The 11,512-nt window shown below is 65.5% G+C and carries 14 protein-coding genes; 6 read left to right on the forward strand and 8 right to left on the reverse strand.

Going from position 1 to position 11,512, the window contains the following annotated elements; all coding sequences use genetic code 11:
• Nucleotides 1–5: 5 nt before the first annotated feature.
• Entirely contained in the window at nt 6–575 is a 570-nt protein-coding gene (locus G6P88_RS16045; RefSeq protein WP_165324070.1) for an EthD domain-containing protein, read from the reverse strand.
• Nucleotides 572–1,012, reverse strand: a complete 441-nt coding sequence (locus G6P88_RS16050) for a nuclear transport factor 2 family protein (RefSeq protein WP_165324071.1) — start codon at nt 1,010–1,012, stop codon at nt 572–574. The genes G6P88_RS16045 and G6P88_RS16050 overlap by 4 nt, the downstream gene beginning before the upstream one ends.
• A gap of 137 nt (nt 1,013–1,149) precedes the next feature.
• Here G6P88_RS16050 and G6P88_RS16055 point away from each other — a divergent pair, with 137 nt between their 5' ends.
• From G6P88_RS16055 to G6P88_RS16080, 6 genes are read left to right on the forward strand one after another with little or no spacing between them, the layout of a single operon-like run.
• Nucleotides 1,150–2,085 carry a haloalkane dehalogenase gene (locus G6P88_RS16055; RefSeq protein WP_165324072.1) on the forward strand — a complete coding sequence of 312 codons (936 nt, stop codon included), beginning with the start codon at nt 1,150–1,152 and terminating at the stop codon, nt 2,083–2,085.
• Nucleotides 2,086–2,790, forward strand: a complete 705-nt coding sequence (locus tag G6P88_RS16060; RefSeq protein WP_165324073.1) for an EthD domain-containing protein — start codon at nt 2,086–2,088, stop codon at nt 2,788–2,790. It begins immediately after the preceding gene.
• 29 nt (nt 2,791–2,819) lie between these two features.
• A complete protein-coding gene (locus tag G6P88_RS16065; RefSeq protein WP_165324074.1) occupies nt 2,820–3,323 on the forward strand; it encodes an SRPBCC domain-containing protein in 504 nt (167 codons plus the stop codon).
• Complete coding sequence (locus G6P88_RS16070) at nt 3,320–3,796, forward strand: nuclear transport factor 2 family protein (protein ID WP_165324075.1); 477 nt, start codon at nt 3,320–3,322, stop codon at nt 3,794–3,796. Before G6P88_RS16065 ends, G6P88_RS16070 begins: the two co-directional genes overlap by 4 nt.
• Nucleotides 3,793–4,332 carry a nuclear transport factor 2 family protein gene (locus tag G6P88_RS16075; RefSeq protein WP_165324076.1) on the forward strand — a complete coding sequence of 180 codons (540 nt, stop codon included), beginning with the start codon at nt 3,793–3,795 and terminating at the stop codon, nt 4,330–4,332. Before G6P88_RS16070 ends, G6P88_RS16075 begins: the two co-directional genes overlap by 4 nt.
• 2 nt (nt 4,333–4,334) lie before the next feature.
• Entirely contained in the window at nt 4,335–4,694 is a 360-nt protein-coding gene (locus G6P88_RS16080; RefSeq protein ID WP_165324077.1) for an EthD domain-containing protein, read from the forward strand.
• Between the two features lie 150 nt (nt 4,695–4,844).
• On the opposite strand, the gene G6P88_RS16085 is transcribed toward G6P88_RS16080, so the two are convergent.
• From G6P88_RS16085 to G6P88_RS16110, 6 genes are all read right to left on the reverse strand, one after another.
• Nucleotides 4,845–5,312, reverse strand: coding sequence for an Lrp/AsnC family transcriptional regulator (locus G6P88_RS16085; RefSeq protein WP_165324078.1), 468 nt, complete (start codon nt 5,310–5,312; stop codon nt 4,845–4,847).
• On the reverse strand, nt 5,309–5,839 hold the full coding sequence (locus tag G6P88_RS16090; RefSeq protein ID WP_165324079.1) for an Lrp/AsnC family transcriptional regulator: 531 nt from the start codon (nt 5,837–5,839) through the stop codon (nt 5,309–5,311). Before G6P88_RS16090 ends, G6P88_RS16085 begins: the two co-directional genes overlap by 4 nt.
• A 67-nt stretch (nt 5,840–5,906) precedes the next feature.
• The gene (locus tag G6P88_RS16095; protein WP_165324080.1) at nt 5,907–6,770 is read right to left on the reverse strand and encodes an SDR family NAD(P)-dependent oxidoreductase; all 864 of its coding nucleotides are present in this window, start codon (nt 6,768–6,770) and stop codon (nt 5,907–5,909) included.
• A complete protein-coding gene (locus G6P88_RS16100; RefSeq protein ID WP_165324081.1) occupies nt 6,767–7,522 on the reverse strand; it encodes an SDR family oxidoreductase in 756 nt (251 codons plus the stop codon). The genes G6P88_RS16095 and G6P88_RS16100 overlap by 4 nt, the downstream gene beginning before the upstream one ends.
• 10 nt (nt 7,523–7,532) lie before the next feature.
• Nucleotides 7,533–9,245 carry an FAD-binding protein gene (locus G6P88_RS16105; protein WP_165324082.1) on the reverse strand — a complete coding sequence of 571 codons (1,713 nt, stop codon included), beginning with the start codon at nt 9,243–9,245 and terminating at the stop codon, nt 7,533–7,535.
• Nucleotides 9,242–11,458 (reverse strand): TonB-dependent receptor, encoded by a 2,217-nt coding sequence (locus tag G6P88_RS16110; protein WP_226946609.1) that lies wholly within the window; start codon nt 11,456–11,458, stop codon nt 9,242–9,244. The genes G6P88_RS16105 and G6P88_RS16110 overlap by 4 nt, the downstream gene beginning before the upstream one ends.
• Nucleotides 11,459–11,512 lie beyond the last annotated feature (54 nt).

Below are 11,512 nucleotides of genomic sequence, written 5' to 3' on the forward strand. Positions count from 1 at the left end.
CCGGCTCAGCCGCGCAGCTGGGCCGGATCGGTTTCGCAGGGAATGACCTCGATCTGGCGGTCCACGCGCCATCCCTCCGGGAGGGCGGGCAGGCTGCCGTAGAAGCGCAGGATCGCATCGCAGGGCGAAGCCCGCTCGTCGAGCGGCGACAGCAGGTCGAGGCCGGCATCAGCCTTGCGCGCCGCTTCGGTCAGCGCGGCTGCGTCGCCGCCCTCCGATATCAGCAAGGCCAGGCTGCCTGCACTGTCGCTTCCCGTCGCGACGGGTTCGGCGCGCACGGCGAGGATGTTCGGCTGGTCGAGGAAGTTGCGCTCGTCGGTGCGCATCGTGTCGCCGACCTCGCCCGCCATGAGTTCGCCGATCTTCTCCAGCGAGCCCACCCAGAATTCGGAAATGCAGTCGAAGCCCGGCTCGATCGCCTGATCCGCGAGATGATTGCGGCGGTAGCGGCGGAAGGGGAAGAGCGGGACCGCGAGGACGGCGTGCCGGGTTTCGTAATAGGTCCGGAAGTCGGCACGCGAAATGTCGGCCCTGCGCGGCATGAAGCCGATCGTCTTCGCGGTCGGTCCGCTCATGGAAGCAGGCCCGGCGGTGCGTTGAACGACCAGCATTTCTGCTCGCGCCTGTGCTTGATGCGCCAGCCGTCTGCGGTCCGCACGAGTTCGTCATTATACCAGAGGCCGATGAAGAAGACGCGCTCCTCACCCTCGTGATTCATGACCATCGGGTTGAACAGGATCGTCTTCGTCCTGGCGCTGTCGCCGTCGATGTCGATCCGCGTCGTTGTCGACAGATGCTGGAAGGCGGGGAAGGTCGGCATGGCCTGGGCGAGATAGGCCTTGGTCTCCGACAGGCTGCCCTTGGCGCCGCCCAGATCGGTATAGTCAATCACGGCATCCGGCGTGAAAACGCGATCGAGCGCGTTCCAGTCCTGCTCGTCGATCGCATAGGCATAGCGCGTGATGAGATCCTGAATCTCGAGCCGGTCAGACATTTCCTGAAGCGACAGCATCCCTCGTCCTTTCCGTCGCACTTGGTGGCGACATTGGTTCAAAGGATGCGCGAAGCGCGAATGGCTTGCAATCCAAAATGCTCAATGCGTAAACTGTGGGGCATAAGCATTCGCAAAAAGATTCGAGGGGATGTCGCGTGTCGAAGCTGCTGCGCACGCCGGACGAGCGTTTCGCAAGCCTGCCCGGCTTCGCCTTCGCGCCGCATTATATCGAGGTCGCCGACGCGGAACTCGGTCCGCTGCGCATGCACTATGTCGACGAGGGTGAGGCGGTGCACGGCACTGTCCTGATGCTCCATGGCGAGCCGAGCTGGAGCTTTCTCTATCGTAAGCTGATCGGGCCGGTCGCGACGGCGGGGTGGCGCGCAGTGGCGCCCGACCATGTCGGCTTCGGACGATCGGACAAGCCGGCGGACCGCAGCATCTTCAGCTATGATCGCTTCGTCGGCTGGATGCGCGGCTTCGTCGAGCAGCTCGACCTCCAGCGGATCGTGCTCGTCATCCAGGACTGGGGCGGGCCGATCGGCCTGCGCCTGCTGGCGGAGATGCCCGATCGCTTCATCGGGGTATTGGCGACCAACACGCTTCTGCCCACCGCCGAGGAGCCGCCGCGTGGGGTGGCCGGCTGGCCGGGACCGATCATCGAACCCTGGATAGAATTGTGCCGGACCAGCGACGATCTGCCGGTGAGCGAGATCGTCGCGGCGACCTGCGTACAGCGGCCCGATCCGGCGGTCCTCGCCGCCTATGACGCGCCTTTTCCGGATGCCAGCTACAAGGCGGCGGCATTGGCGATCACGACGCTGATCCCGGCACGCGCCGACAGCGACGGCATCGCGCAGAACAAGGCGGCCTGGTCGGTGCTCGAACACTTCGACCGGCCATTCGCCACCGCATTCAGCGATGGCGATCCCTCGACGGCGGCCTGGGAGCAGGTCTTTCGCGACCGGATACCCGGCGCCGCTAAGGCGCCGCATGTGCGGATCGAGGGGGCGGGGCATTTCGTGCAGGAAGAGCAGGGCGAGGCGCTGGCAGCGGCGCTCGTCGATTTCCTGCGCCAGCTGGAGGACTGAATGGAAAAGCTGATCTATGCGCTGTGGCGCGATGCCGACACGCCCCGTGCGGCGTTCAACGAGCGGCTGCTGGGCGATGTCGCCGAGGCCATCGCCCCGCATGTCCGAGCGCTGCGCATCAATGTGCAGGACGATGCGCTGCCCAAGGGTAGCAACCCTGTCTTTGTGGTAACGCAGCCGCAGATGGAAGCGGCCGTCCAGATCTGGGTCGACACGGCCTTCCCGCCGGCGCGGGCTCCGATCGAGGCAGAACTCGCCAAGCTGTCGAGCCGGGTCGAGGGCTGGCTCGTCGCCGAGTCCACGCCCTTGCCGAACCGGACGCATCCCGCAGGCAAGCCGACCGAAGGCTTCTCTCAGGTCGTTTTCATCGAGAAGCCGGACCATCTCGATTACGAGACCTGGCGTCGCAACTGGCAGGATGGGCACACCGAAACCGCGATCGTGACGCAGAGCAATTTCGAATATGTGCAGAATCTGGTCGTCCGCCCGGTGACCCCCGGTGCCGGCCCCTATGCCGCGGTCGTCGAGGAATGTTTCCCGCTGGCGGCAATCCAGGACAAGCAGCTCTATTATGATGCGGCGGGCGACCAGGCGAAGCTCGAAGCCAATGAGAAGCGCATGATGGACAGCTGCGCCAATTTCATCGGCGCCAAGGGCTGCGACTGCATCCCTATGCGCCAATATGAGATGAAGACGCTCGCCTGACGGGCCGAACCAATCGAAGGAGAAGATGCGTGAGCGACGACCTCGGCCTGCCGGACTATCCCGCCGACACCACCGTCCGATCGGAGACGGTGACGATCGACGCCCCGGCTTCGATCGTGTGGGAGGTGCTGACCGACCTGCCCAATTACGGCAAGTGGAACCCCTTCTGCATCGGCGCAGAATCCACGCTGGAGATCGGCGATCCGATCCATATGACGCTGCTCAACTACACCATGCCGGGGCAGACCGCGCCGAATGTCGAATATGTCTGCGCCAAGATCCCGGAGCGGCTGATCAGCTGGGAGCTGCTCGACAATCCGATCTGGCCCTATCCGGCGCGTCGCGACCAGATCATCGAGGCCGATGGCCCCGAGCGCTGCCGCTACTGGTCGACCGACGCCTTCTTCGGCGAGAACGGCATCCATGTGATGCGGTTCTGCGGTCCCTGGGTGAAGCGGGCTTTCGACGATACGGCGCGTGCACTCAAGGCGCGGGCCGAGGCGATCCACGCGGCGCGCAAGGCCGCGGCATGACGCTGCGGCTCGAAGATATCGAGCTGATCCGGCAGCTGAAATATCGCTATTCGCGCGGGATCGACACCGGCGACATGGAGACGGTGGCGTCCCTCTTCGCCGAGGATGCGACGATCGACTATCGCGGCGGCAGCTATCATGTCCAGCTGCAGGGCCGCGATGCGATCGTCGACATTTTGCGCGGGATGTTCGGCCCGCATTTCGTCGGTTCGCACACGATGCACATGCCCGAGATCGAGGTCCTCGACGACGAGAACGCGACCGGCGTGTGGACCCTGCTGGACTATGCGCTGAACCTTGCCGAAGGGAACAAGACCACGGTCGGCTCGGCGATCTACCGCGACCGCTATGTCAAGCGCGATGGCCGCTGGCTGATCGCGCACAGCGAATATGACCGGGTCTATGAGCGCGTTTATCATGATCCCGCGCCCGGGCTGACCGCGCATTTCCTCGCGACCAAGGCCGCGTCATGACGGTCGATCCCGCCCGGCTGCAGGAGCTGCTCGACCGCGAGGAGATACGGTCGCTGATCTATGCCTATTGCAACGCCGCCGATCGCCATGACCAGGACAAGATGCGCAGCCTCTATCATGAGGATGCGATCGACGAGCATGGGCATATGTCGAAGGGGCCAGCGATGGACTTCATCGACAAGCTGCCCGAGATCCAGGCGCCGATGGAGATCCTCCACCACAATGTCACGACGATCAATCTGGCGATCGACGGCGACCGCGCCGAGGGTGAGGTCTATCTGCTCGCACTGCACCGGGTGATGGGGCCGGACGGGCCGTTCGACGTGCTGGTCGGCGGGCGCTATTTCGACAAATATGAGCGCCGCGACGGACACTGGAAATTCGCCCATCGCGCGATCGTCGCCGATTGGGCGAACATCCACAGCCCCTCGATCGTCGACCTGAACCATCCCTTCCTCGAAGGGGCCTATATCGGCAAGCCGGGTCCGGCCGACCCGTCCTATGCCTTTTTCCAGATGCTGAAACGGGGAGCCTAAGCATGAGCCGGGTGAAGTCCATTGCACTGCTGCGCCGTCGGTCCGATCTCGGCCGCGAGGCCTTCGTCGACTATTATGAGACGCGCCACGTGCCGCTGATCCGGTCGCTGCTGCCGGGCATCGTCGAGTATCGGCGCAACTTCACCCTGTTCGACGGCGCCTATGTCAACGAGGGGGCGGCGCCCTTCGACTTCGACGTGGTCACCGAGATCTGGTTCGAGAGCCGCGCCGCCTATGACGCGGCGATGGCGAAGGTCGCCGATCCCGAGATTGGCCAGCGGATCGCCGAGGACGAGGAGAATTTCCTCGACCGCAGCGGGACGCGGATGTTCCTGGTCGAGGAGAAGGTCAGCGCGCTTTAGGCGGGCGTTGCGCATTCCCCTCCACCATGCTGCGCATGGTCCCCCTCCCCGTGCCGGGGAGGAACTTACGACATTCTTCCCCGGAACGGGGAGGGGGACCGCCGAAGGCGGTGGAGGGGAATGCGCTACGCGAGAATAAAGGCGGGACGTTCAGTCCACCAGCGCGCAGTAGCGGAAGTCGTGCTTGATGAAATTCTGCCCCAGGCTGTAGCGCACCCGCCGCACGCCCGGGATCTTGTCGATCGTCTGGTGGAGGAAATCGGTCAGCTGGCTGCCATTCTCGACCAGCGTCATCGCCAGCACGTCGGCCCGGCCCAGCATCGTCGAGACGAAGCCGATCTCGGGTAACGAGGCGAGGCGCTCGGCCAGCGCCTGGATGTCGCCGGCCGTGTCCGCCTCGATCCACAGATAGGCGAGAAACGGGTTCTTCAGCCGGTTCGCGTTGGTGACCGCCGCGACGCGGATGACCTTGTTGTCGAGCAGCCGCTTCAGGCGCGAGCGGATCGTGCCTTCGGTCAGTCCGAATTCGCGGCCGATCTCGCGGTTGCTGACGCGGGCGTCGCGGCTCAGTCGGTCGATGATCTTGTGGTCGAGGTCGTCGAGCGGGATGCGGGTCATAGCGGTGCCCATTCGGGGTTATACTTCAGGATCTTCATCGACAGGCCGGGGAAGAGTCGCTCGACCCCTTCGATATGGGCGATGACGTCGGTCAGGAGCCGGTCGAGTTCCTCGATATTGTCGGCGACGACCTGCGCCTCGAGGTCGTACATCCCGATCGTCACGTTCACGGTGATGACGTTGTCGATCTTCGCGAGCTCGGCGCCGACGTCGGCGGCCGATCGGCCCTTCACCTGTACGCCGACCGCAGCGATTGCGTTGAAGCCCATCGCGGTCAGGTCGCGCATGGCGACGACGCGCACCGCATTGGTGGACTCCAGCTTGCGCAGCCGGGTCCGCACGGTCGCCTCGTTGACGTCGATCAGCCGGGCGAGATCGCGGTTCGCGATACGGCCGGACTGGCGCAAGGCCGCGATGATCTTCTCGTCGATCGGTTCGAGCACGGCGGGCGGTGGCGACGCCTGACGCGCCGATGCCGTTTCGTCGCCAGCCGTCTTCTTCTTGGTCGTCGGTTTCTTTGTTGCCACAAGCTTGTCCCTGCCGTGTTTCCGGGCGCCGCTGAACGCGGCAGCCCGGCCCACATTGTAAAACTCCTTAGCGAACGATCGCGGGGTGGGGAAGGCGCGGAGCGCCCAGCATCTCGCGGAAGGACGGAGGCTGCTTGCCGCCCGCGTCCTGAATGGCGAAGCGTGTCCCCAGTTCCGCCCCGATGAAGGTATGGCCCGACATCTCCATCCGGTCCGGAGCCGCATGGATGGCGGCGACGAGCTTGCCTGTGAACTCGGGCGTCTCGGCATTGGCCATGATCGCTTCGTACTGATCGGGTCGCTCGGCGATCGCCTTGTCGGTGCGCTCGGTCTTGAGGGGGCCCATCCAGATCGACACGGCGGCGACGTCATGTTCGCGCAGGTCGACACCCATGTCGGCCGCGAATTTGTCGACGCCCGCCTTCTGCGCGCCATAGGCCGGGCCATGCATGTAGCAGGCGGAGCCGAAGGAGGAGGTGAAGGCTATCACGCCGCCGCCCGTCCGGATCATCAGCGGCGCGGCATGGAAGCTGGCGACATAGCCGGAGCGCAGGCCGACATCTAGGATGTCGACCAGGCTGAGCGGACGCTCCCAGAAGCCGCCCGGCTGAATCAGGGCGTCGTCGATGATGGCGGCGTTGTTGACCAGGATGTCGAGCCGCCCCTCGTCGCGCTCGATCCGCTCGAACAGCGCCTTGACCTCGTCGTCCTTGCGATGGTCGACCGCGACGGCGACCCCGCGTCCGCCAAGGCGGTCGATGGCGGCGGCGGTCGCGCCGATCGTGCCGGGCAGGGCGGCTGTGCCCTCCTTGGTGGTGCGGCCGGTCACATAGACGGCATAGCCGGACTCGCCCAGCGCTCGCGCAATACCTGCGCCCGCGCCACGGCTGGCGCCGGTGACAACGGCCACCTTGCGATTGTCGATGCTCATGCCGATTGCTCCTTCACGATATCAAGAAAGGGTGGGCGCTCGCCGCCGCCATGGACTTCGAGCGCGGCGCCGGTGACGTAGGACGATGCCGGCGACGCGAGGAAGAGCGCGGCCGCCGCGATCTCGTCGGCGCGGCCCAGCCGGCGCGCACCGATATTATGGGCGATGGCGGCCTGCGTCGCGGCATCGCCATAGGTCGCCTCGGTCGCCTCGGTCTCGATATAGCCGACGACGATCGCGTTGACGCGAATGTCGGGACCCCATTCATGGGCGAGGCTGCGACCGAGCGCGATCAGCCCGGCCTTGGCGGCCGAATAGGCGGCGGTGCCCGGCGAAGGGCGCATCGCCGATACGCTGGCGATGTTCACGATCGAGCCGCCATTCTTGATCATATGCGGATAGGCGGCCTGCGACAGATAGATGGGCGCCATCAGGTTGAGACCGACGACCTTCTCGGCCAGCCGCGGCGAACTCGTGCCAAGCGCAGCGTCGGGCGATCCACCGGCATTGTTGACGAGGATGTCGAGCCGGCCATGGCGGGCGACGATGTCGTCGACCATAGCCTTGACTGCTTCGGGATCGCGCACGTCGCAGGCCAGCGCCTCGATGCCGTCGATCGACCCGCTGTTGCGCCCGCACACGACCACCTTCGCGCCCGCCGCCGCGAGCTTGCGCGCAATGGCAAGACCGATGCCGCGCGTCCCGCCGGTAACCAGGGCGACCTTGCCCGCTATGCCGTGAATATCGTCCATCGAGTTCCTCTCAGACATTGGCCCGGGCCGCGTGCCGTGCGGCGCGGCGGCCGGAAAAGAAGCAGTCGGCGAAGGACAGGCCACTGACATAGGTCTGCGAGGCGAGGCCCACCGCGGTGCGGCCGGCGGCATAGAGCCCCGCGATCGGCTTGCCTGCGCGATCGAGCACCTGCCCGCTTTCCTCGGCGACGCGCAGCCCGCCGAAGGTGATGACGGGCAGGGGCAGGAACCGGCTGTCGATCGATATGTCCATCGCGTAAAAGGGGCCGCGCTCGATCGGATGCATGTCGACCGCCTCCTTGCCGAACGGGTCCTGCGCTTCTCCGCGCGCTGCAGCATTATAGGTGGCCACGGTCCGGACAAGTCCCTCTGCATCGACCCCGATGCGCCGGGCCAGCGCGTCGAGCGTCGGCGCCTTGCGTGCGTTGAACAACAGGTTGAGCAGGGTCACGTCGCGCTGGAACGGGACGAGCTTGGGGTCGCGCGCCTGGCGGAAGGCGGCTTCGCGCAGGCTCTTGTCATAGATCAGCCAGGCAACCCCGCCGCGATAGTCGACGATATGCTCGCCCATCGTCGCGCCATAGACGGTCTCGTCCACGAAGCGCTCGCCCGCGCGGTCGACGGCGATCGCCTGTGCCCAGGCCTTGGGCGGATTGATGAAACGCCACGCGCTGACCTTGTCCATCAGCGCGGTGGCGCCGCCCGCGCTCATGCCCAGCAGGATGCCCGACCCCTGGTCGCCGAGCGTTCCATTGGGCATGCCCGTCGCATAGGCCGGAGCGTAACGGCGGACCATCGCGGGATTCATGATGAATCCGCCCGCGCTCAGCACCACGCCTTCGCGCGCGCGGATCAAGCGCGAGAAGCGGGCCTTCGCCTCGATCTCGCTCGCCTTGCGCAGATAATGGTTGCCGAGGGCGATGGTGATCGAGGCCAGCGGGATGCTGGGCGGAAGGGCCGCGAGCAGCATGTTGGCGCGTGCGATATATTTAGCGAAGCGGCGGGCTTCGGGCGATCCTTCGGGGGTCGACAATATGCGCGCGCCGACCACCCGGCCGTCGCGGTCGACGACGAGCTGGCGCGCCTCGCTGTAGCGGTGGAAGACGAGGCCCAGGCGAAGGGCGGATTGGGTCATCGGTTCGGTGATGAACTTGCCCAGGCCCCAGGCCTTCTTGCCGTCGCGTCCGAAGGCGCGATGGCCGCGCGCGGCGGGCTTCGCCCTGGCCCGATAGCTCGCCACCAGCGAATTGTCGGGGTGGTAGAGGAAGCGGTCGAGCGGCGGATAGGAGCATTTCTCCTTCCAGACCGAGGCGGCGAGCTTGCCGCCGTGGCGCAGGATCCAGTCGACAGTCTCCGGGCTTTGCTCGACGAAACGGCGCAGCGTCTCGTCACTGACGACCTTGCCCGCCTCGATGCGCAGATAGTCGAGCATCGCTTCCGGGCTGTCGTCCTCTCCGGCCTCGCGCTGGATCGTAGTCCCGCCGCCTGCGTAGAAGACACCGCCATTGGCCGCCGTCGATCCGCCACAGGCGTAGCGATCGACGGCGATGACCGACAGGCCGCGTTCTATTCCTTCCAGCGCCGCTGCCAGTCCGGCTCCGCCGAGGCCGACGACGAGCAGGTCGGTGCTCTGGTCCCAGGCTACGGCGTCGGCATCCTCGACCAGCATCGGCTGCTCGACCGGAACGCCGACGTCGGCCGCCGGCGGGAAGGGCGCGTTCATCGGAAGCTGTAGCTGAGCTGGCCAAGGACTTCGCGCGGACGGCCCTGCCGCGCGGCGATCGCGGCCGTATAGTTGGCCGTGCCGACGATATAGTCGCGGTCGAACAGGTTGGTCGCGATCAGTTGGGCCTTCCAGACATCGTCGGGACTGGTCCAGCCGATGCGCGCATTGACGATGCCATAGCCGCCCTGCTGCTCGGCATAGCCCGCCACCGCGCCGATGCCGTCATTCGCGGCGGTGAAGAAGATGCGGCTCTGGACGTGCGCGTCGGCGCCTACCGTGAGTTTGCCAGCGTCAGCGAGGTCGAACGCATAGGTCGCGCCGAAGGTCGCCGACCATGTCGGTGCGTTGTTGAGCCGTTTGCCCTTGGCGTCGAACGAGCCGAAGGTGCTGACAAAGGCGTTGGGATAGCGCTGATATTCGGCATCGAGCCAGGCGACATTGGCGGTCAATTCCAGTGCGCGAACGGGTTTGGCGACGATCTCGGCCTCAATGCCCTTCACGCGGGCCGTCGCGGCATTCTGGGTCCGTGCGCCGAAAGAAGCGCCAACCTGGACGAAGCTCTGCACCTGCAGATCGGTATAGTCGTAATAGAAGCCGGTCAGGTTGAGCCGCAGTCGCCGGTCGAGCAGATCGCTTTTCAGACCCACTTCGTAAGACCAGAGCTTTTCCGGGCCATAGCCTGCCGCCGCGTCGATCGCGTTATTGCTGCCATAGTCATAGCCGCCGCTCTTGAAGCCGCGCGTTGCGGATGCGTAGATCAGCAGCTGCTCGCTGGGCTTGAAGTTGATCCCGAACTTCGGCGTCAGCGCGTCGTCGTTCCGGCGCGTGTCGACCGTGAAGGGGTTCGGCAGGCCGGGCACGCCCGACAGGACGAAACCCTGGGCCGCGACACGCGGATCGGGATCGGTCGAGGCGGTGAAATAGTCGGTGATCCGGTAGATCTTCCGCTCGCGCGTGTAGCGCAGGCCGGCGACGAAGGAGAGGGCGTCGGTCAGCTTATACTCGCCCTGCGCGAAGCCGGCATAGGAACGTGCTTTCAACAGCGGTCGCTGGATGTGCGATGCGCCGAAGGGCAGGATCGCCAATGTCAGCGGCTCGCGGTTGCGCTCCTGGAAATAATAGGCGCCGAGCACCCAGTCGAACCGGTCGCTTTCGCCAACGAGGGTGAACTCCTGGCTGAACTGGTTCTGCCGGATCGGTGCGATCAGGTTGCGCAGGATGTCGATCGAGCTGGAATCCGAATCCGTCAGGATCGAGCCGCGGAAGGCTCGCCAGCCGGTCAGCGAGCGCAGCGTGAGGCCATCGGCCAGCGGCAGCGACAGGTCGCTCGACAGGCCGTAATTCTTCAGCACCGTGAAGTTGTCCCGGTTCATCGACACCTTGTCGAAGTGGCCGAGGATCGCGTCGTCGAACGGGTTACCGGTCGGCCGGATCAGCTTGGGATAGCCGGCCATGGCACCCGACTGGCGCGACCAGTCGCCGCGTATGATCCATTCTCCCCCGCCGATCGGAGCCAGGATCTGCGCCCGCACGCCACGCGACTTGAGGTCCTCGACGTCGTTGCCCGTCGAGATATTCTCGCGGAAGGCGTCATGGCCCGACACATCTACCGCGAGGCTTGCAAGCACCTCGCCCGCGATCGGCCCGCTGATATAGCCCTGCGCAGCATAGCGATCATAGGTGCCATAGCCCAGCTGCGCCTGCGCCTGGAGTGTGGAGGAGGGCTTGCGCGAAACGACATTGATCGTGCCGCCGACCGAGTTGCGGCCGTAGAGCGTGCCCTGCGGTCCGCGCAGCACTTCCACCCGCTCGACGTCGAGAAAGTCGGTCAGGTAGCTGAGCGGGCGGGCGAGATAGATGCCGTCGCTGTGGATCGTCGTGCTCGGATCGGATCCGATGAAGACGATGTTCGAACCGATGCCGCGTATGAACAATTGGGTATAGCCCGACAGGTCCGACACCTGGAGCGACGGAACATAGGCTTTCAGGTCCTGAACGTCGCGCACGCCGCGCGAATCGAGCGCTTCGCCGCCCAGTACCGTGACCGCGATCGGGGTCGACTGCAGCCGGGTCTCGCCCATGCGGGTGGCGGTTACGACGATGTCGCCGATGCCGGAGTCGTCGGTGGTGGATTGCGCCGAAACCGGGGAAAATCCCACCGTGGACAGGACAGCCAGAGAGGCTGCATACAGCCTGTGCGCGCGTTTCAAAACGACCCTCCCACTACGTATATGGCGGGTGTCAACCCGCTCCTTCTACCATAT

The sequence above is a fragment of the Rhizorhabdus phycosphaerae genome (assembly GCF_011044255.1).
Taxonomy (GTDB): Bacteria; Pseudomonadota; Alphaproteobacteria; order Sphingomonadales; family Sphingomonadaceae; genus Rhizorhabdus; species Rhizorhabdus phycosphaerae.

Coding starts and splice junctions, on each gene's coding strand:
- G6P88_RS16070 (WP_165324075.1), top strand. CDS start 3,320: ATGACGCTGCGGCTCGAAGATATCGAGCTGATCCGGCAGCTGAAATAT.
- G6P88_RS16045 (WP_165324070.1), bottom strand. CDS start 575: ATGAGCGGACCGACCGCGAAGACGATCGGCTTCATGCCGCGCAGGGCC.
- G6P88_RS16085 (WP_165324078.1), bottom strand. CDS start 5,312: ATGACCCGCATCCCGCTCGACGACCTCGACCACAAGATCATCGACCGA.
- G6P88_RS16095 (WP_165324080.1), bottom strand. CDS start 6,770: ATGAGCATCGACAATCGCAAGGTGGCCGTTGTCACCGGCGCCAGCCGT.
- G6P88_RS16060 (WP_165324073.1), top strand. CDS start 2,086: ATGGAAAAGCTGATCTATGCGCTGTGGCGCGATGCCGACACGCCCCGT.
- G6P88_RS16050 (WP_165324071.1), bottom strand. CDS start 1,012: ATGCTGTCGCTTCAGGAAATGTCTGACCGGCTCGAGATTCAGGATCTC.
- G6P88_RS16100 (WP_165324081.1), bottom strand. CDS start 7,522: ATGGACGATATTCACGGCATAGCGGGCAAGGTCGCCCTGGTTACCGGC.
- G6P88_RS16105 (WP_165324082.1), bottom strand. CDS start 9,245: ATGAACGCGCCCTTCCCGCCGGCGGCCGACGTCGGCGTTCCGGTCGAG.
- G6P88_RS16080 (WP_165324077.1), top strand. CDS start 4,335: ATGAGCCGGGTGAAGTCCATTGCACTGCTGCGCCGTCGGTCCGATCTC.
- G6P88_RS16075 (WP_165324076.1), top strand. CDS start 3,793: ATGACGGTCGATCCCGCCCGGCTGCAGGAGCTGCTCGACCGCGAGGAG.